Genomic DNA, 18,887 nt, shown 5'->3' with positions numbered 1-18,887 from the left:
GAGCGAGTCGGTTCTCTCGTGAGGGACTCACTGAAGCTGCGAGCAGCAGCCACCGCGACGCCATCCGCGAAGGCGGCGGCACCCCACCTGCCCCCGCAGCTCGCCGACGTCGACCCACCCGATACCGACACCACCGAGGAGAACGATCTTTGAAGGGCTCCACCCACCGCCGCTGCTACTGCCGTGACCCCCACACCGCCAAGCCGCTCGGCAAGAAATGCCCCAAGCTCTCCAGCCGCAAGCACGGCTCGTACTCCATACGCCAGGAACTCCCGCCCCGCGAAGACGGCACCCGTCGCTCCTTCAGCCGCGCCGGCTACGACTCCCTCAAGGCCGCCCAGGCGGACCTCGACCATGTCCGCGCGCTCGTCGGCCTCGCCGACGCCGACGACGCCGAGGGCCTGGCCCAGATAGCCGAGTTGCTGGAGAAGGTGGCCGACGAGAAGGCCCCGCTGCCGAACATCGAGGCGACCCGAAAGCGCCTCAGCCACGGCCTGGACCTGACGAGCAGGCTCACGGTCGGCGAGTGGCTGGACATGTGGCTGGCGGGCAAGAAGGGGCGGCAGAGCGCCATCAGCCGCGACAAGAGCAACATCAGGGTGCACCTCAAACCCAGGATCGGGCACTACCGGCTGGACCGCCTCCGGGTCGCCCACCTGTCGGAGATGTTCGAGGCCATTGCCGAGGCCAACGTTGAGATCGCCGAAGGCAACGCGGCCCGCCACAAGGCGTTCGAGGACCTCGCCCAGCCCCCCTGGAAGGGCCGCGAGCCCCGCGCCCGCCGCAAGGCGATGAAGGCAGCCATCGCCGAGATGGAGCCCTACCGCCGAATCGTCGGTCCGGCTACACGCCAGCGGGTCCGCTCCACCCTACGGGCCGCACTGAACGCCGCGATCGCCCAGCAGCTCATCACCTTCAACCCGGCCGCCCACGTCGAGTTGGAGGCGGGCAAACGACCCAAGGCCCTCGTATGGACCGAGGAGCGCGTCCTTCACTGGAAGCGCACCGGCGAGAAGCCGTCGTCAGTGATGGTCTGGACGCCGGAACACACACCGGCCTCTTCCTCGACCACGTCGCGGAGGACCGCCTGTACGCGCTGTTCCACCTGATCGCGTTCCGTGGACTGCGACGGGGCGAGGCGTGCGGGCAGAAGTGGACCGACACCAACCTGGACGCCGGGCTCATCACCGTCGTCAAGCAACTCGTCGTGGACGGCTGGGAGGTGTACGAGGACGACCCCAAGACGGACACCGGCGCGCGGACCATCGCGCTCGACTCCGATACGGTCCAGGCCCTCGAGCGGCACCGCGCCCAGCAGGACAAGGACCGTAAGGAGTGGGAGAACGCCTGGGTGGAGACCGGCCGGGGCCGACCTGAAGGACATCCAGGAGATGCTCGGCCACTCATCGATCACCATCACGGCCGACACGTACACGAGCCTGCTCCCTGAAACGGACCTGGCGATCGCCGAGGCCGCAGCCCGGCTCGTCCCGCGCGCCCGCGCCACCTCCGAAAACCCGGTCCCCGAAGCGGAGGCCGAGCCCGACGACGCGGAGCATCCCGGCCCGGAGTCCGTGCCGGATGATGCTGATCCGTTGGGAGAATTCCGGAGATCAACTCTCCGTCCGCTCACGCACCGCTCACGTAAACGGCCCCGGACGAGGAGTCCGAGGCCGAGTAGTAGCCCTCCCTGGGGGATAAACCCCAGGTCAGAGCGGTATTACATGGTGCCCCCGGCAGGATTCGAACCTGCGACACCCGCTTTAGGAGAGCGGTGCTCTATCCCCTGAGCTACGAAGGCGGGGGCTTGTAGAGAACCTCGTTGAAAACCCAGGCTGCGGATCTTCGACAAGGAGCACAAGCCCGCTGGTCAAACGTAGTGCGACGCTCTCCGCACTGTCACCTGAGCAGACAACGCGACGTACCAACGACCGACCAAGGACAGCGTAGCGGATACGCGTCGGCGGCTGTCCTCTGTATAGGGACAGGGGAGCGGGGCGGCGAGCTAGAGACCCTCTGAGCTGCCGTTTCTGCGGCTGGTGGCGAATGATTGGTGGGCGTTGAGAAGGCGGGGGCGAGGGCGGTTGGACCGTTCTGCTCCCTGCGTCGGTTTGTGGGGCCACGGGGCGCTGTCTCGCCGGCGGCCGGCATGGCAGGTCGCCCCTTGATCATGGAGGGCGTGCAGGCCGTGCTGATCGCCCGCCCTCTTCGCCATGGCCGGCTTCGTGAAGTCCACCCAGCCCAAGGACAGGGTGCACGAGACGGTCGGCTACTCGTCGGCCACCCTCCGCTTCATCCGCTTCATCGGCTTCATGGAGCTGGCCGCTGCCATGGGCTGATCCTGCTCGCGGCCACCGATATCGCCCCCGCGCTGACCCCGCCGGCCCGCGACCGGACTGATCGTGGTGATGGCCCTGGCCGCGATCACCCACGCCCGCCGCAGGTAACCCGGCGCGATCGCCTTCAACGCCGCCCTGCTGATCCTGGCCGCTCTGGTGGCCTGGGGACGCTTCGGCCCCTACAGCTTCTGACCCCCTTCAGTTTCTGACCCTCACCGCAAGGAACCATTCCTGATGCGTGTCACCGTCTTCGGCGCGACCGGCGCCATCGGCAGCCTGGTCGTCCAACAACTTCTGGACGACGGCCACCAGGTCACCGCCCTGGTCCGCACCCTGCCAAGCTCACCCTCACCCACTCCCAACTCGCCGTTGTCACCGGCCAGTTGTCCGACCGGGACGCCGTCGAGCAGGCCCTCAGCGGCACCGACGCGGTGATCAGCGCGCTCGGCCCGTCCCTGAAACGGTCTGCGACCGGCACACCGGTGACCGACGGAACCCGCACCATCGTGCAGGCCATGGAGGCCAAGAAGGTGGACCGGTTCATCGGACTGGCCACGCCGTCCCTGGCCGATCCGCAGGACAAGCCGCACTGGAAGCACAAGGTGCTGCCCGTCATGGCCGGGCTGACGATCCCCAACGCGCTGGCCGAACTGAAGGGCATGACCGCGGCCGTCACCGGCTCGGGTCTCGACTACACCATCGCCCGCATCACCAACCCGACGAACAAGCCCGCCACCGGCCGCATCCGTTCCGGCTTCCTCGGCCACAACAAGGTCGCCTCCGCCATGAGCCGCGCCGACATCGCCGCGTTCCTCGTCTCCCAGCTCACCGACGCCCGCTACCTGCGGACCATGCCCGCCATCAGCAACTGAGGCCAGGACCCCGCCATGACCTTCGAACTCGGTGTCTACTCCTTCGGCAACACCCCGCGGCTGCCCGACGGCAGCCACGGCCCCACCGCCCAGGCTCTCCGCGATGTGCTGGAGGCCATCAAGCTCGCCGACGAGGTGGGACTGGACTTCTTCGGGGTGGGCGAGCACCACATGCGGGCGATGCCGCTGTCCTCACCCACCTCGGTGGTCGACGCCGCCGCAGCCGCAACCCACCGGATCAAGCTCAGCACCGCGGTCACCGTCCTGTCGACCGACGACCCGATCCGGGTGTTCCAGCAGCTCGCGACCGCCGCGTCGCCGGCTCCCGGACGCATCGAGCTGGTCGCCTGACGCGGCTCGTCGACGATCACGTTCCCGCTCTTCGACCACGACGAGGAGGACTACGACATGCTGTACGCCTCCAAACTGGCCCTACTGATGGCCGTCAACGCCGGCGAGAACGTCACCTGGCAAGGCCCGCACCGCAGACGGTCGTTGGAAGATGTCACCGTCTTTCCCCGCCCCGAGCAGCCGCTGAGGATCTGGCTGGGCACCGGAGGCAGCCCCGACTCGGTGTCCCGAGCCGTCGAGTCGGGGATGCCGATGTTCCTCGGCATCCTCGGCGGCACCCCCGAGCACTGGGCGCGCTACGGGCACGCCTTCCGCACCGCCTGGGCCCAGGCCGGCCACCCCGCCGAGCGGGCCGACATCGCTGTCGCCGTGCACGGGTTCGTCGCCGAGTCCGACGCCCAGGCCCGGACGACCTACCTGGAACACGAGCACCGCATGATGGCCGAGGGCCTGGCCGAACTGGGGTGCCCCGCCCCCTCGCGAGCCGACCGCGCCGCGCAATACGGCCCCGACGGCATGGTCTTCGTCGGCGGCCCCGACGAGATCGCCGACCGCATCCTCCATCTGCACGGCCTGCTCGGCCACGCCCGCCAGATCCTTCAGATGGACGTCGGCGGTATGCCACAGCGCGACTTCCTGCGCGGCATCGAACTGCTCGGCACGAAAGTCCTCCCCCAGATCCGCGCCGAAGTGGCGACGAAACCGTAGCGAGAAAAGAGGCGGAGGACATGGCCTCCTCGCAGCCGCCGATTTTGAGGAAGCTGCGCTGCTCGCGTGGTTGACGTCCACTACACGCGGAACGGCCGGGACTGGACCACTGAGTCCTGGTACATCGAGGCTCCAAACCAGACAATCACCCTCTCGTAGCGGGGTCGCCGTAATGGCACGGGGCGGGCCCTTGGCCTGGCTCCCCTCATCCCGCTGCACGGGCATCCCTGGCCGACGCGCACGAACAGACTCAGCATCAGGCGCCGGTGACACCGGCGTCTTGCGCAACGTTCCCACCGGCGGTGCAGGCTACGCGGTCGGCGGCGACCTGCGCTTCCGGCCTGTGGGTCACAGTGCCGACCGGATGGCTGCGTCCCCGAATGGCTGACGATCCCGTCGGTCTCCGTCGGCTGAGTTGCCGTTCGGAACTCGCGCTCTGTCTTTTCGACGACCCCCGGGCACGCACAAGTTTGTTCCTTTTGTGCGCGCTGCCTTTGCAGCTCAACATGGTGCTGCGCGCACAACGTACGCATCGAGGTGGACCGGATGACTTCCAGGCTTCCGCGACCTGGCGCACAGAGCGCCTCGTCGCTGACCGGCATCCGGACGCCGCCCCACGACAGATAGGGATGCTGAGATGAAAGCGATCACCTACGAGAAGTTCGGCGGACCCGAGGTCCTGCGGTTGGCTCAGGTCGACGAACCCCACGCCGGTCCTGGACAGGTCCGGATTCAGGTGCGTGCGGCCGGGGTGAACCCGATGGACCACAAGATCCGCAACGGGTGGTTGGCGGAGGTTTTCCCCACGACATTCCCCGCGATCCCCGGCAACGAGGCGTCCGGAGTCGTCGACGAGGTGGGGGAGGGCGTGACCGGCGTCGCCGTCGGTGACGAGGTCTTCGGGCTGATCGCCGGTGGAGCGTACGCGGAACAGGCCATCGCCTCCGTGTTCGCCCGCAAGCCTTCCGGTCTGGGCTGGGCGGAGGCCGCCGCGCTTCCCGTGGCCGCTCTCACCGCTGCACGCGATCTCGACCTGCTGGGCGTCACCGCCGACGACACTCTGCTGATCCATGGAGCGGCCGGTGGCGTCGGAACGGTTGCCGTTCAGATGGGGGTGGCTCGGGGAGCGACGGTCATCGGCACGGCCTCCGCCGCCAATCACGAGTATCTGCGTTCCCTCGGCGCCGTTCCCCTTGCCTACGGTGAGGGCCTGGTGAGCCGGGTTCGTGACATCGCGCCGCACGGCGTGGACGCGGTCTACGACATCGCCGGTCAGGGGGCGCTGCCTGACTCCATCGAACTGCGTGGCGGCACCACCGACCGCATTGTCACGATCGCCGACCCCGCCGGTGCCGGTCTGGGCATCCCGCTGTCGACGGCCAGGGCCACCGATGGCGACCGAATCCTCGCCGAGGCGGCACAGATGGCGATCGACGGCAAGCTGAAGATCGTGATCACGACCGACCTTCCGCTTGCGGACGCCGCCATGGCCATGGCTCAGAGCGAAACCGGGCACGTACAAGGAAAGATCGTCGTGCACCCGTAGCGCGCCCCAGGAACCGATTCCCCAGCCGGGAGCCCGGGCATACGAAGATGGCTCGGTGTGCCCGGGCTCCCGCCGTCATACGGTCATCGGGGATTGGGTGACGACCACCTTGTACATGGGCGTTGTGGGCGGGAAGCCGGCGTCGAGTGCCCGTTCAGGGCGGCGCTTGGCAGCTGTCGTCCTTCCGGGCTTGAGGGGTGCGTTTCCACTGGTCGGGTGTAGGGCGGTGGCTCGTGGAAGTAGTGGCCTGTCGCGTTTGTCGCTCCCCGGGACATCGCGGATCCGCCGGTGGTTGGGCCGTTGGAACAGCGCGAGGTGGGAGGTCGCCGCCGCGTGGCCGAACTGCGGAGGAGCCACCCCCCGCCAGTCTGCACGAGCAGTCACCACCGCGGCCTTCGCCGTCGCCACCCGGGGCGACTGGAGCGTACCGACACCCTCCTCGGCGTCCTGCGCCAGGTCTGGGAGGAGACCCACCCCACGGTTCTCGTCGCCGGCGACGACGCGGCGATCTGTGGCCCGGACGGCTGCGCCGCTCCCGCCGTCCACGCCGCCCACGACTGGTCCACACGCCTGCCGGGCATCCGCTTTCGGCATGCCCCGGGGGCCGCGACACGGCTGAGCAGTCCTGCTCGCACCGACGTTCCTGATCGCCTGCGCACGCCGCTCACCGACACACCCACAGTGGTGACGCCTCATCTCGCCTCTCCCGCCGTAGGTACCCAGGTACAACCTGTGCGGGTACCTGTCCGCCGACGCCGACGAAGCCGGGCTGCCGGCTGACGAGTGCGCCGTTCAGGTCAGGGAGCACGGCTACTCTCTGGGTACTGCTCGTGACGTTCCAGTGCCCGTTGGGCGCCATGGGTGGCCGGTGAGTTCACCGATGTGGCGGGCGCCCGTTGCCAGGATGGAAGAGCTGCTGGCGGGACTCGGCCCTTGGCGCGGGCTCAGCGGCTGAAGACGAGTTCGGCCTGGTCGCGCTTGGTGGTGTGCAGGTCCCAGTAGACGGGGGAGATCTCCTCGGGCTGGGCCGTCGGGAATCCGGGGACGGCCGGCGTGCCGATCGACACGTCGATGCCGACATGGGCGGCCTGGATGCCGGTGCCGTCCAGTTCCTTGTGCAGGTTGATCACCCAGTTGCGCAGTGCCGCGGCGGCGGCGTTCACGTTGGCGACCTGCGGCACGGGGTCGATGGAGCCCGCTCCGGTGGTGTAGAGCAACGTGCCCGAGCCGGCCTCCCGCATCGCCGGCAGCACCGCCCTGGTGGCGGCGATCGCGCCGTAGAGCTGGAATTCGATCTCGTGCTGAACGTTCGCGGGTTCGGTCTCGACGGGCGTGGCCAGGACGGTGGAGCCGAAGGTCCCCACCGGGGAGAACTCCAGGACATCGATCCCGCCGAACTTCGCTGCGGCGTCCTTGAGGGCCTGGCTGAGCGCGTCGCGGTCGAGCACGTCCGCGGCGAACGCGGCGGCGGTGATGCCCTCCGCGGTGAGTTTGCCCGCGAGGTTGTCGAGCTTCTCGCGGTCGCGGGAGATCAGGGCGACATCGAAGCCCTGGGAGCCGAAGGTACGGGCGATGGCCAGACCCAGCTGGGGGCCGGCTCCGACGATGGCGATGCTGGTCACAGTGATCCTTTCGTGGAATGCCGTCGTGGTGGCGGACGACGTGGAGGGGTGAGGAATACGGAAAGGGCTATCCATTTTGGGATCCGGATAGCCCTTTCCGGTTCACTGCGAGCACCGTAGCACACGAAATGGATAGGGCTTTCCGATTGCTAGACTGCCTTCATGACCCCCGGCGACCAGCACTCCGACGCCCCCACCGCCCAGCCTGTGCGCAGTGACGTCGAGCGCAACCGCGGCCGGATCCTCGCCGCCGCGCGCACCGTGTTCGGACGCGACGGTCTGGGTGCCTCCATGGCCTCCGTGGCCCGCGAGACAGGTGTCGGGATCGCCACCGTCTTCCGTCACTTCCCCACGAAGGAGGCGCTGGTCGCAGCCGTCTTCGCCGACCGCATGGACGCCTACGCCGACGCGGTCGCCACCGCCCTCGACGACCGGGACCCCTGGCACGGCTTCACCGGCTACATCGAGGCCGCCTGCGCGATGCAGGCCGCCGACAACGGCTTCGCCGACGTACTGACCATGACCTTCCCCACCGCCAGGGCTATGGAGAAGCGCCGCAACGAGGCGTACGAGGGCATGGTGGAGCTCATCGGCCGCGCCAAGGCCACGGGCCGGCTGCGCGAGGACTTCGACCCTTCGGATCTGGTGCTGCTGCACATGGCCAACCTCGGCGTCGTCAACGCCTGCGGCGACGCCGCTCCCGACGCCTGGCGACGTGTCGTAGCCCTCATGATCCAGTCCTTCGAGGCCCCGGCCCGCGGCCCCCTGCCCGCCTCGCCCGAGCACGACGCCCTCTACAAAGCCATGCTCCGCGCCAACCCGGCGGGCGTTGCGGCGCCCGAGTCAGGCAGGTGACCGGCGCCATGGACCGGAAGTGCGGCCGAACGCGCTCTTTGACGTCCGCCGCACGCCGGTCATTGGTGGGCGCCCGCCCCCGGGTCCGCTCCATGACCAGCCGTACGGCGGCCGCGGCACGCTCCAGCACCATGGCGTGGACCCCGTTGTGAGGCCCGGGGTGTTTCAGCCAGAGGGGGGCGGAGGTGTGCCGGACGTCCCCTGAACCCGTGGGCGCCGTGTCGGTATTCAGGGGCTGCCTGTCCGTGACGTCGGCCGGTACCAGCGGTGCGCACGTCCAGGCCAGGTCGGCCGGGTCCGCAAAGGCGTCGCGCCGCCCGCCGGTATCCCCCCGGACCCGCACCCCGCGCTCCTCGTCGACCAGCCGGGCGGGGCAGCCGGACAGCACGGGGGCGCCGCGCACCACGGCTTCCACGCCCGCCCGGTCCTCCAGGAGGCGATCGACGTACGCGATGTGGGGCGTTCCGGTGGCACGGGGGCGGGCGGCGGTGGTCAGTGGGGGTGTTTCAGGGGGTGCCGAGTTGTTCCGTGGGGGCCGTGGGGGCCGTGCGGGCCTTGGCGGCCGACGCCAGGGTCGCGTTGGAGTAGGCGGGGTTGCCGGTGACGTCGGTGCCCACCCAGGGCGGGAGGACCAGGGAGGTGTCCTCCGCGTGCTCCCATTCGATCTCCAGGACGATCAGGCCCGTGTGGGCTCCGATGTATTCGTCGACGATCCATTGGCCGGCGGCGGGTGTCGTGAGGTGGTGGCGGTGTTTTTCCACGAGTCCGCCGGTGCGGTGGGTGAGTAGTTCCTGTGCGTCCTCGACCGGGATCGCGTATTCGAACTCGGCGCGGGCCGGGCCGACTTGTTTGGCCTTGACGGTGAGGAAGGCCTCCGTGTCGTCCGTCGTCCGGACTCGTACCTCGCGCCGGGGGTCCGTGGAGAGGTAGCCCTGACGCAGCAGCGTGGTTCCGGTGACGAGGGTGCGCCAGTCGTCGCCTTTCAGCAGGAACTTCCGTTCTATCTCCTGGCCCATGCCGCTCCTCTCAGGTGGTGGCGAGCATCAGGGCGATGCCCGTCATCATGACGCTCGCCGCGACGATCCTGGCTCCGCCGAACCGCTCCTTGAACAGGAACACGGAGATGGCCGCGCCGACGATCACGCTGGACTCCCGCAGCACCGCGACCGGTGCGAGCGGGGCCCGGGTCTGGGCCCACAGCACGAGGCCGTACGACACGACCGACAGCACGCCGCCGAGCAGTCCGGGCGCCGCGATGGGGCGCAGTCGTGCGGCGAGTCTGCCGCGCAGGCGCAGCGCGGCGTAGGTGGGGATCGCCGTGCCGTCGAGCACCATCAGCCAGCCGATGTAGCCGAGGGCCGCGCCGGCGGTGCGGATGCCCACGCCGTCGACGAGGGTGTAGGCGGCGATGGTCAGTCCGGTGGTGGCGGCCATGGCGATCGCCGGCCACTGCGGGCGGTGTCGCGACCGGCCGCGGACGCCCCACAGGGCGAGGCCGACGAGGCTCGACGTCACCAGGACCATGCCCACGGTGGCCGCGGTGCCCATCCGTTCGCCCAGGACGAAGATCGCGAACAGGGTGACCACGGTCGGGGAGACCCCGCGCGCGATCGGATACACCTGGCCGAAGTCGCCGAGCCGGAAGGAGGTGATCAGCGCCACCTGGTAGCCGACGTGCAGGACGCCGGAGGCGATCAGGAAGGGCCAGACGTCCGCCGCGGGGAGCGGGGCCGCGGCGGCGAGCAGCGCACCCGAGGCCGCGCGACCGATGCCGACCAGGGTCAGACCGCCCAGTTCGTCCTTGATCCGGTGCGTGATCGCGTTCCAGCTGGCGTGGGTGACCGCCGCCAGCAACACCACCAGCGCGACCAGCGGCGTCACCCGGCCGGCCCCACCGCCGCGGCCGACCCGGCCACCACCCCACCGGCAAGCTCCCCCAGCACCTCCGTCCTGCAGCCGGCGTCGAGCATGTCGACGTTGGCCCGGAAGCAGCGGGCGTGTGCGACCAGTTCGGTCAGTTGGGTTCTGGTCGTGGCCAGCGCGGCGGTGAACTTCTCGAAGTCGCCGCCGAAGTGGGCGAGGAGGTCGTCCTTGAGGCCGTAGTTGGTGACCGCGGAGGCGAACTGGTCGAGGAACAGGGTGGTTTGCTCGGCGGAGATGGGTTCGAAGCCGCGGTGGCCGGTCGGGTCGTGGTCGGTGATCACGATGTTGCGTATGCGGCCGGTGTCCGCGGGGGTGCCCGGGAAGAGCAGTTCCGGAGCGGCGAGGTGGTCGCCGCTCTCCACATGGGGCGTGAGCCGGTGTCGTTCGATGAGGTCGTCGAACTGTGGGTCGCGCCGGATGCGGACCGCGGAGGGGACGGCGAAGGCCACGCCGTCCCGCACCAGGACGTGGGTGTTCGTCAGGAACCTGGCCCCGGCGCGGCACGCCTGCGTCAGGAAGACCGTCTTGCCGCCGCCGTTGGGGCCGACGAGGAGCGTGGCGCTGCCGTCGTCGAAGGTGAACCCGCCCGCCTTGAGGTGGAGATAGCCGTGGTCGACGGCGAAGTCGGTCAGGATCCGCTTGACGAAATAGGGCCAGACCGTACGCTCCAGCCGGTGCCCGAAGACGTACGACCGGTGGCCCTCGGTGATCAGGTACGCGGGGGCGCCGAAGATGTGGTTCAGGTAGTAGCCGGCCCGGAAGCGCTTGGCGCGCAGGGTGCGGTCGGCGCGGGCCCGCAGTTCCTCGGTGTCGAAGGCGTCCCGGTCCAGGTCGAGGTCGAGATCGATGCAGTGGATCTCGTAGTCGGCCGGTTCCGCGGACGGTCCTTCACCGGACGGTCCCTCACCGGAGAAACGGGAGAAGTACGCGTACGCGTCGAACTCCGGCAGGTTCGAGGAGATCCTGATCTTCAGCAGGTTCAGGTCGACCAGTCTCGACGAACGCCGGGGCAGCTGCCGCAGGTCGAGGGTCATGAGCGCACCAGGCCGTCGAGCGCCGTGACGATCCGGCCCAAGGTCGAGAAGGTCTCGCGGGTGAGCAGGGCGTCGGGGAACTCGATGCCGAAGGTGTCCTCAAGGCCCGCCATCAGGGACACGCTGCCCAGTGAGTCCAGGCCGGCCTGCCACAGGTCGGTGTCGGGACCGATGGCGGCGGGGTCGGTGGACGGTCCGAGGAGGGGCAGCAGGATCTCCCGGACGGCCGGCTCCAGGACCGCGGTCGTCTCTTCCATGAGCGGTGTTCCTTTCCGGTCCATGAGCGGTGTTCGTTTCCGGCCCATGAGGTGTGTTCCTTGTCCGGCCGGGGCTCAGGCGACCGCTTGCGCGCGGAAGCGCTCGACCACCTGCTGCGGGGTCCAGTGCACGCGCGCGCCCGCGTGTCCGCCGCGCGGGGCGCAGCTGATGTGCAGCAGGGACGTGACACCCCGTTCGGGCCGCGCGGCGGCCAGGCCCTCCGCCGAGTCGACGGTGTACGCGGCCGGGTAGCCGGCGGCGCGGGCCAGCGCGGCGGGGTCGCCGATACGGACCGGGCGCTGGCCGCCGGTGCTCTCGTGCAGACCGTTGTCGAGCACCACGTGCACCAGGTCGGGGGCGTGTTCGGCGATCATCGGCAGCACGCTGAGGTTCATCGCGAAGGAACCGTCGCCGTCGAGGACCACGACGTGCTTGTCGGGGCGGGCCAGGGCCACGCCGAGACCCACCGGGGCGGCCATGCCCATGGAGCCGACCAGATAGAGGTTCTGCGGCCGGTCGGCGATGTTGTAGAGGTCGCGGGTGATGAACCCGCAGGTCGACACGTACAGCGAGGTGGGGTATTTCTCGGTGACCGCGCGGATCGCGTCCTGGATGCCGAACATGCTCAGATGCCTTCCTTCACGATGAGGACGGGGGTGAAGCGGCCGTCCTCGGCCTTCGCCAGGCAGCGGTCGACGGAGGCGTAGGGCTGCTCCGGGTCGAAGACCGTGTGCTTCAGGTCGAACACGTCCAGGAGACGGGTCAGTTCACGGCCGATCACGTCGTGCTCCACCGCGTCGTTGCCGTCGTGACCGCGCCAGCTGACGATCAGCGGCACATGCAGGTCGTAGATCAGGTTCAGTGAGGTCAGTACGTTGAGGGAGTAGCCGAGGCCGGAGTTCTGCATGAGGACCACCGGCCGGGCTCCGGCGGCGGCCAGGCCCGAGGCGACGCCGAGCGCGGAGTCCTCGCGCGGTGCCGGGAAGTACGACAGCCCTTCGGCGAGCGGGGTCTCCGTGCCTTCGAGGACCTTGAACACTCCCTTGAGCAGGGAACAGGGCACCCCGGTGAAGTGGGTGAACCCCCGCTCGGCGAAGGCCCGGACGAGCTGCTGGGCCGGGGTTTCCAGCTGCCCGGCCGGTGCCGGGTCGGTCTGGGTGACGGTCATGACGTGAACTCACTTCCGGGGTACGGGTGCCGCGCGCCCGTCGGACGCGCGGCACGGGCCGGTCAGGGCCAGGCGGTCAGTTCGGGGAGGGCGGCGGCTGTCGTGGTGGGTGCCGCGGGGTGCGGGCGGCCCGAGATCCAGGCGGCCAGCGAGCGCAGGGAGCCGCGGACCTCGGCGCCGTCGCCGGTGCCCTTGTGCCATTCCTGGCCGGTGTCCTCGGCGACGAGGGAGGTGCCCTCGGGCAGCCGGACCTGGAGGAAGGTGACGACATGGGCCGAGAGCGCGGCGCTCCAGTCCTCGGAGCGGTCGCCCGCGCCGAGGTCGACGCCGTGCAGAGCGGTCTCCCGCCACCACGCCAACTGGGTCGCGAACAAGGGGGAGTTGCGGTAGGCGCAGGGCAGGTCCCAGTCGTCGGGACCGAGCGCCGCCCATGCCTCCTCCAGGGCGGTCAGGCCCTCCTTCAGCTGCTCGCGCAGCCATTCCACGGGGCGGTCGTGCAGCTCTTCGATGCGCCGGTCGCGGGTGGGCCGGCCGCCGTCGTACACCTCGACGGTCCGGTCCTCGACGGCGTACCGGGCCTGCCGGGCGAAGGCCCGGGAGAGGTCCGCGAGGTGGATCAGGACGTGGCCGCGGGTCCAGCCGGGCAGTTCGATCGCGGCCCGCGCGTCCTGCTCGGTGAGTCCGGCCGCCTCGGCGCGCAGCCGTTCGTGGGCCGCCGTGATCTCCTTCAGCCGCTCCGGGATCTCGATGCCGCCGTACTCCGGGGCGTTGTAGGGGGTGTTGCTCATGCCGGGGTCCTTTCGATGTCCTTCGGCTCCGTGCCGGCCGGGGCCCCCTGTGGCATGAACGCGTTGATCCAGCACAGGATGTCCCGGATGACGTGGTGGTCCTTGTTCGGACGGAGCGCGCCGATCTGGTGGTACATCACCCCTTCGCTGGGCGGGCCCAGGAAGGTGATCCGTGACTCGACCGTGCCATCCGCGCGCACCGGATGGAATTCGGGGGTCAGGTCCAGGCCACCGGGGACGAAGTCCCCTTCTCCGACACCGGGGTTGGTCCACTTCCGCACCAGCCCGCGGCGCAGCAGATTGGGGTAGACCGGCATCACGTCGCGCTCGGCGTCGAAGGAGTGCACCCGGGCGTCGACCAGTACGTCGGCCTGCCGTACGGTGCCGGTCACCGGCCCGCCGACCCGGAACCGGCCGGTGTCCTCGTCGGTCTCCACGCGGGCGCCGGGTCCTGCCGAGATGTCGACGTGGCCGGAGCGGATGAGCGCGGTCACCTTCTCCATGGCCTCGACCGAGGCGCCCTGGCAGAGCCGGTTGTGGTGCGGGGTGTACACGCCGAGGAAGGTGCGGTGCGAGGAGGCGCGCAGCCCGCCGAAGTCGACCGCGTCGATCACCACCCCGCGCAGGTCGCGCCAGGCCGCGTCGGCGGCGGCCTTCGCGGGGTTGCTCAGGTTGCCCTGGGCCGCCCAGCGGATGTCCCTGTCGAGGAAGTCGAGGAAGGTCTCGACGTACGCCTCCGCGTCCGGGTAGCCGTCGCGGGGGACCGGGGCGATCGTGCGCTCCCAGGAGAAGCGGTGTTCGGCGGCGCGCCGGGGGTGCCGCCACGGGGACTCGGCGGCGGCCACGGCGGTCGCGAACTCCTCGGGGGCGTCGGCCAGTTCGAGCAGTTTCGCGGCCTGGTCGGCGCCGTGGACCACGGTGAGGAAGGAGCTGAGCAGAGCGGTGAGGGACGGCTGCCCGTCCTGTGCTGCCGCGCGGCCCGCCAGCGCCTCGTCGACCCGGGCGGCGGCGGACCGTGCCAGCTCCTCCAGCGGGGCCAGCAGGAACGAGGCCGCCTCCTGGTGGCCGGCGAACGCGTCGGCGTCCGCGAGGAACTTCTCGTACCCGGGCCGGGCCGCCCGGATCGCCGCCGCCCGGAACTCGGCGCCGTACAGGGTGCCGTAGTGGATCAGCGACATCTCCAGCAGGATCAGCGGGAAGACGTGTGCCTCGAAGTCGAGTTGGCGTTTCTCCTGGCCGCCGATGATGTTGGGCACGCCCACGGTGGCGCGCAGCCGGGCCACGGCGTCCGTGGTGAGGAAGGGGCCCTTGTACTCCAGGGCCGCGATGTCGCGTTCCTTCTCGTTGTAGGGGCGCGCGAAGGTGAACAGTCCGGAGCGGCTGAAGGCGACGACGGAGTCTGGCTCGCGTCCGCACGGCCGGTACTCCAGCCGGCCGTCCGCGCCGCGTTCGAAGGTGCCGCCCCGGCCCTCGGTGAGATACAGCAGCACGTCGATACCGGTGAGCCCCATGCCGAGACAGGCCACCGTGGTCCCGGGGCCGGTGAACGCGGGGTCGAGGGACCGCTCCAACGGGTAGGCGTTCGGGATCAGATGGGCCCGGTGCCGGTCGGCGAAGTCCGCCCAGGCCGCTTGGCGGGGGTCGAGCTCGGGCCGGTTGGAGGAGTGCCCGGTGAGCATCAGGACGTAGTCCGCCTCGTACGGCGTCGCCCCGTCGGCGGTGAGGATCCCGAACCGTTCGCCGCGCTCCTCCAGGTCCACCACCTCGGACCGCCGCAGCGTCACCGAGACGCCCTCGGCCGCGCGCAGGATCTCGACGTACTGGGTGAACTGGTCCTTCAGGGCGAGGCCGTGCAGATAGCGCTTGGGCCAGTCCTCGGCGACCAGGTCGAAGCGCTTGTCGCCGGTCTCCTGGAACTTCCTGCGGCACCACTGCAGGAAGGTGGGCCGCTCGCCGGCCGTGAGCAGCGGGCCGGCCGCCACGACGCTCTCGTCGGCGGCGAACGCCACCTGGCCCACGACCCGGTTGAGATAACTGGTCCTGGTCTGGTCGGGGCTGTGCACCTGCCCGGGACCGAACTCGCCCGAGAGGTCGTAGATCACGATCTCCAGGGGTACGGGCCGGTCGTCCGCGCGCACCAGGGCGGCGAGCCGCTCCAGTACGTAGGTGCAGGTGGGTCCGCCGCCCACGATGGCCAGGCGAATCGGCGCAGCGGCACGGGAGTTGTCGGTCGTCACCGGTTCACCACTCCTTCTTCTCGGTCTCGTGCTTGCTCAGGACGTCGTCGAACGCGGCGAACAGGCCGGCGATGTCGGGCGCGGTGAGCTGGCCCATGTTGGCCAGCCGGAACACCCCGGCGGACTTCGCCTGGGTGGCGTAGATGACGTAGCCGCGCTCCTTGAGCCCGTCGTGGAGTTCGTCGTACGTCAGGCCGTTGGACAGATGGGCGTTGGTGATCGAGGCGGCCCGCCGGTGCGGGGGCAGCAGCAGTTCGATGCCGCGTCGCTCCAGGCCTTCGCGGATCTCCCGGGCCCGGTCGGTGTAGCGGCGGCCGCGGGCGGCCACGCCCTCCTCCAGGGTGAGGTCCAGGGCGGTGTCGAGGGCGCGCAGGACCTGCAGGGCGGGGGTGAACTGGGGGCTGCGGTCGAGGACTTGGGCGCGGTAGCCGGCGAACAGGTCGAGATAGAAGGTGCGGGCGGGCAGCGGTTCCAGCGCGGCGAACCGTTCCCGGGGGGCGCAGACGAAACTGATCCCGGGCAGTCCCTCCAGGCACTTGTTCGCGGTGCCGACGCACCAGTCGACGTGGTCGGCGACGACGTCGAGTTCCTCGGCGCCCAGGCTGCTGATGGCGTCGACGATCAGCGACCGGCCGTGCCGGGCCACGACGGCGCCCAGCTCCCGCAGCGGGTTGAGCATGCCGGTGCTGGTCTCGTGGTGGACCACGGCGACATGGGTGATGCCGGGGTGCTCGCCCAGGAAGCGGTCGACCTCCTCCGGCGGGATCGGGTTCGCCCACCCGAACTCCAGGTGGTCCACGCCGATGCCGTGGACGCGGGCGATGCGCAGCAGCCGTTCGCCGTAGTGCCCGTTGTCGAGGACGAGGAGCCGCCCGTCGGGCGGTACGACGGAGCTGACGACCGCCTCCAGGGCCGCCGTGCCCGAGCCGGTGAGCAGTACGGCGGTGTGCGAGTCCCCGCCGCCGCACACCTCGGCGATCTTGCCGGCCACGCCGACCAGGAGTTCCTGGGCCTCCGGTTCGCGGTGGCATTCGTCGGGCGAGGCGAGGGCGGCGCGGACCCGGTCGTGCACATTGACCGGACCGGGGTTCAGCAGGACGACCCGGTCCCGGCGGTCGGACGCGGTGGTCATGGGGCGTTCTCCAGGAAGAGGGCGGGCGGGGGAGTGGTGCCGCCGGGGGCGCGGCGCGCGATCAGCGTGCGCGGGGTGTCGCGCGGCCAGTCCGGGAGCGGGGCGAAGAGATGTCTGAGGTCCGCCGCCGTGCGGTCGCCGCGGGTGATGACGCACTCGGCGCCGCGCCGGGCGGAGTCGGCCAGCGCCGCGACCTTGCCCTCCATGGCACCGGTGGCGTCCCACGCGTCCGTCCAGAACAGGCCGCGGGCGGCGGCCGGTTCGTCGGGGTCGAGGTGGGCGAGCACCGGGGAGCCGGGGCCCCCGGTGTGGATGCCGTCGACGTCGGTGAGGGCCACCACCCGGACCGGGCCGAGGCCGAGGTCCAGCAGGGTGGCGGGAACGTCGTCGCTGCTGAGGATGCGCAGGGTGCCCTCGGCGGTGAGGTAGCAGTCGCTGGACAGCACGGGCAGCGCGCCCTCGGCGAGCAGCCGGCCGACGACCGCGCCGTGGGAGACCCGGCTGCCGTCGGGGCGCTCCTCGAACATGGCGGTGACCTGGAGCGGGACGGCCCGTACGCCCCTGGCGCGCAGCCGGGTCGTCCAGGCCCAGCGCATCCGGAACGCCGGTTCGGTCAGGGCCACGGCGGCGTACGGGTCGTCCTTCGCCGCCTTGATCCGCAGTCCGACCGGGTGGCAGAGCGCGCCGCCCCCGGTCACCAGGACCACCCGGCCGGGGAAGGCGGCGACCAGGTCCGCGAGCAGCCCCGCGTAGTCGTCGATCGCCGTCCAGTCGGTCTCGCCGGTGTCCCGCTTGTCGGAGAGGAGGCTGCCGCCGACCTTCAGGACGAGCAGCCCCGGCTCACCGGCCCGCGCGCCGGGGCCGGTCACTGGAGCGGCACATTCGAGGCGGTGCCCGCGGTGTGCCGGCCGGGGTCGAAGAGCCGGGCGAGGAAGCTCTGCTGCCAGCGCGCGGTCCGCCCGTCGAGGGAGCCGTACTGCTCCAGGTAGTCGGTGTCGTCGGGGCGTACCTTGTCGAGCACCCATACGGGCACCGAGTGCGGGTACAGCACGGCGGTGAAGTGCAGGGCGTAGTAGACGATCGCCTCGGCACCGACCTCGCGGACCCGCTCCAGGAACCGCTGCCAGGCGTCGTCGTCGGTGGCCTCGGCCACCAGGCTCAGGTCGAGGAACTTGCTGAGCTGAAGGTCCTGCTTGTTCTCGAAGAAGTGCAGGCTCACCGCCTCCTTGTGGAGGTGCGAGCACAGGTCGAGCAGCCGGTCGTCGGGGGCCGGCACCCAGGCGGGCACCCCGCACAGCACCACGGGCACGGCCCGGTCGAGCAACTCCTCGGCGGCGAGGGAGACTCCGGACTTCTTCTGGAAGATGTCGTGGCAGATGTCGACGTTGAAGTCGGTGATGTCGGGGCGGCCACCGGGTTTGCGGTACGGCAGCTGGTTGCTGAGGTTCAGCTTCCAGAACAGCTGGGTCTGGCGGCTGTACGGCTCGATGCGCTCGCCGTCCTCGGCGACCTGGCCCTGGAGATAGCCGAGCCGGGCGAGCACCTCGTGGGCGGCGGGGGCGTCGTCGCGGGCCAGCAGGACGTCGAGGTCGGCGATGCGGCGCAGCGCCGGGTCGTGGTACTCGCCCTCGCCGAGCGAGAAGCCCTTGCGGACCGCGAACCGCAGCCCGGCGGCGGTGAGTTCGGCGAAGACGCGGCCGAACTCGTCGGCGAGCGCCTGGTTGCGGGCGCGGTTGGCGAGATAGGCGCCGATGAACACCCAGGAGTAGGGGAAGCCGGGGGACTCGCCCGCCTTGCGGTCCAGGCGGTACCGGTCGACGTGCCGGCCGACCAGGGGCAGCAGCTTGTGCCAGGCGGCGGCCTCCAGGAAGGCGCCCCAGTCGTGGTCGGGCCGGGCCGCCAGGGCACGGATCCGGGTGACGTCGGCCGCGCTCGGCCGCGGCCGGGCGAGCGTCAGCAGCAGCCGGGCGTGGGTGGGGAGGTCGTCGACGGTCACCTCGCGGGCGGCGGGAGCGTCGGCGGCCGGTACTCGGGTCGTGTTCTCGCGTGCCATG

At 70.5% G+C, this 18,887-nt stretch carries 16 protein-coding genes, 1 tRNA gene and 3 pseudogenes; 7 read left to right on the top strand and 13 right to left on the bottom strand.

Features of this window, described 5'->3' with window-relative positions; genetic code table 11:
* Positions 1-18: 18 nt before the first annotated feature.
* Together OH768_RS22005 and OH768_RS22000 are read left to right on the top strand one after the other, a co-directional pair.
* A complete protein-coding gene (locus OH768_RS22005) occupies positions 19-153 on the top strand; it encodes a hypothetical protein (RefSeq protein ID WP_406456119.1) in 135 nt (44 codons plus the stop codon).
* Positions 150-1,502 (top strand): annotated as a pseudogene (locus OH768_RS22000) (site-specific integrase); the annotation flags it as partial. The gene OH768_RS22005 and the pseudogene OH768_RS22000, both read left to right, overlap by 4 nt.
* A 223-nt stretch (positions 1,503-1,725) precedes the next feature.
* On the opposite strand, the gene OH768_RS21995 reads toward OH768_RS22000, so the two are convergent.
* Positions 1,726-1,801: transfer RNA gene (locus tag OH768_RS21995), tRNA-Arg, on the bottom strand.
* Between the two features lie 412 nt (positions 1,802-2,213).
* On the opposite strand from OH768_RS21995, the gene OH768_RS21990 reads away from it, so the two are divergent.
* The 4 genes and pseudogenes from OH768_RS21990 (at position 2,214) to OH768_RS21975 (ending at position 5,816) form a co-directional block, all read left to right on the top strand.
* The gene (locus OH768_RS21990) at positions 2,214-2,339 is read left to right on the top strand and encodes a hypothetical protein (protein ID WP_406456117.1); all 126 of its coding nucleotides are present in this window, start codon (positions 2,214-2,216) and stop codon (positions 2,337-2,339) included.
* Between the two features lie 234 nt (positions 2,340-2,573).
* Positions 2,574-3,211, top strand: a pseudogene (locus OH768_RS21985) (NAD(P)-dependent oxidoreductase).
* Between the two features lie 15 nt (positions 3,212-3,226).
* Positions 3,227-4,270: pseudogene (locus OH768_RS21980) on the top strand (LLM class flavin-dependent oxidoreductase).
* A 637-nt stretch (positions 4,271-4,907) separates the two neighbouring features.
* On the top strand, positions 4,908-5,816 hold the full coding sequence (locus OH768_RS21975; RefSeq protein ID WP_406456115.1) for an NADP-dependent oxidoreductase: 909 nt from the start codon (positions 4,908-4,910) through the stop codon (positions 5,814-5,816).
* A gap of 944 nt (positions 5,817-6,760) precedes the next feature.
* On the opposite strand, the gene OH768_RS21970 is transcribed toward OH768_RS21975, so the two are convergent.
* Positions 6,761-7,438 (bottom strand): SDR family NAD(P)-dependent oxidoreductase, encoded by a 678-nt coding sequence (locus tag OH768_RS21970; protein ID WP_406456113.1) that lies wholly within the window; start codon positions 7,436-7,438, stop codon positions 6,761-6,763.
* A 162-nt stretch (positions 7,439-7,600) separates the two neighbouring features.
* On the opposite strand from OH768_RS21970, the gene OH768_RS21965 reads away from it, so the two are divergent.
* On the top strand, positions 7,601-8,293 hold the full coding sequence (locus OH768_RS21965; protein WP_406456111.1) for a TetR/AcrR family transcriptional regulator: 693 nt from the start codon (positions 7,601-7,603) through the stop codon (positions 8,291-8,293).
* A 506-nt stretch (positions 8,294-8,799) separates the two neighbouring features.
* Here the strand turns inward: OH768_RS21965 and OH768_RS21960 are convergent.
* From OH768_RS21960 to OH768_RS21910, 11 genes are all read right to left on the bottom strand, one after another.
* A complete protein-coding gene (locus tag OH768_RS21960) occupies positions 8,800-9,309 on the bottom strand; it encodes a CYTH domain-containing protein (protein ID WP_406456109.1) in 510 nt (169 codons plus the stop codon).
* 10 nt (positions 9,310-9,319) lie between these two features.
* Positions 9,320-10,174, bottom strand: a complete 855-nt coding sequence (locus tag OH768_RS21955) for an EamA family transporter (protein ID WP_406456107.1) — start codon at positions 10,172-10,174, stop codon at positions 9,320-9,322.
* Positions 10,171-11,250: a FomB family phosphonate monophosphate kinase gene (locus OH768_RS21950; protein WP_406456105.1), complete on the bottom strand. Its 1,080-nt coding sequence runs from the start codon at positions 11,248-11,250 to the stop codon at positions 10,171-10,173. Before OH768_RS21950 ends, OH768_RS21955 begins: the two co-directional genes overlap by 4 nt.
* Entirely contained in the window at positions 11,247-11,507 is a 261-nt protein-coding gene (locus tag OH768_RS21945; RefSeq protein ID WP_406456103.1) for a phosphopantetheine-binding protein, read from the bottom strand. Before OH768_RS21945 ends, OH768_RS21950 begins: the two co-directional genes overlap by 4 nt.
* 75 nt (positions 11,508-11,582) lie before the next feature.
* Complete coding sequence (locus OH768_RS21940) at positions 11,583-12,131, bottom strand: thiamine pyrophosphate-dependent enzyme (RefSeq protein ID WP_406456101.1); 549 nt, start codon at positions 12,129-12,131, stop codon at positions 11,583-11,585.
* A gap of 2 nt (positions 12,132-12,133) precedes the next feature.
* On the bottom strand, positions 12,134-12,676 hold the full coding sequence (locus OH768_RS21935; RefSeq protein WP_406456099.1) for a thiamine pyrophosphate-binding protein: 543 nt from the start codon (positions 12,674-12,676) through the stop codon (positions 12,134-12,136).
* A 62-nt stretch (positions 12,677-12,738) separates the two neighbouring features.
* Positions 12,739-13,464: a maleylpyruvate isomerase family mycothiol-dependent enzyme gene (locus tag OH768_RS21930; protein ID WP_406456097.1), complete on the bottom strand. Its 726-nt coding sequence runs from the start codon at positions 13,462-13,464 to the stop codon at positions 12,739-12,741.
* On the bottom strand, positions 13,461-15,701 hold the full coding sequence (locus tag OH768_RS21925) for an FAD/NAD(P)-binding protein (RefSeq protein ID WP_406456095.1): 2,241 nt from the start codon (positions 15,699-15,701) through the stop codon (positions 13,461-13,463). The genes OH768_RS21930 and OH768_RS21925 overlap by 4 nt, the downstream gene beginning before the upstream one ends.
* 4 nt (positions 15,702-15,705) lie before the next feature.
* Positions 15,706-16,833: a pyridoxal-phosphate-dependent aminotransferase family protein gene (locus OH768_RS21920; RefSeq protein WP_406456093.1), complete on the bottom strand. Its 1,128-nt coding sequence runs from the start codon at positions 16,831-16,833 to the stop codon at positions 15,706-15,708.
* Complete coding sequence (locus tag OH768_RS21915; RefSeq protein WP_406456091.1) at positions 16,830-17,702, bottom strand: hypothetical protein; 873 nt, start codon at positions 17,700-17,702, stop codon at positions 16,830-16,832. The genes OH768_RS21920 and OH768_RS21915 overlap by 4 nt, the downstream gene beginning before the upstream one ends.
* On the bottom strand, positions 17,699-18,886 hold the full coding sequence (locus OH768_RS21910; protein WP_406456090.1) for a nucleotidyltransferase family protein: 1,188 nt from the start codon (positions 18,884-18,886) through the stop codon (positions 17,699-17,701). Before OH768_RS21910 ends, OH768_RS21915 begins: the two co-directional genes overlap by 4 nt.
* Between the last annotated feature and the right edge of the window lies 1 nt (position 18,887).

This window comes from Streptomyces sp. NBC_01622 (genome assembly GCF_045209635.1).
In the GTDB taxonomy this organism is placed as follows: domain Bacteria; phylum Actinomycetota; class Actinomycetes; order Streptomycetales; family Streptomycetaceae; genus Streptomyces.
Note: the sequence above shows the minus strand (reverse complement) of the source record. Positions and strands in the feature narration are given on the sequence as shown.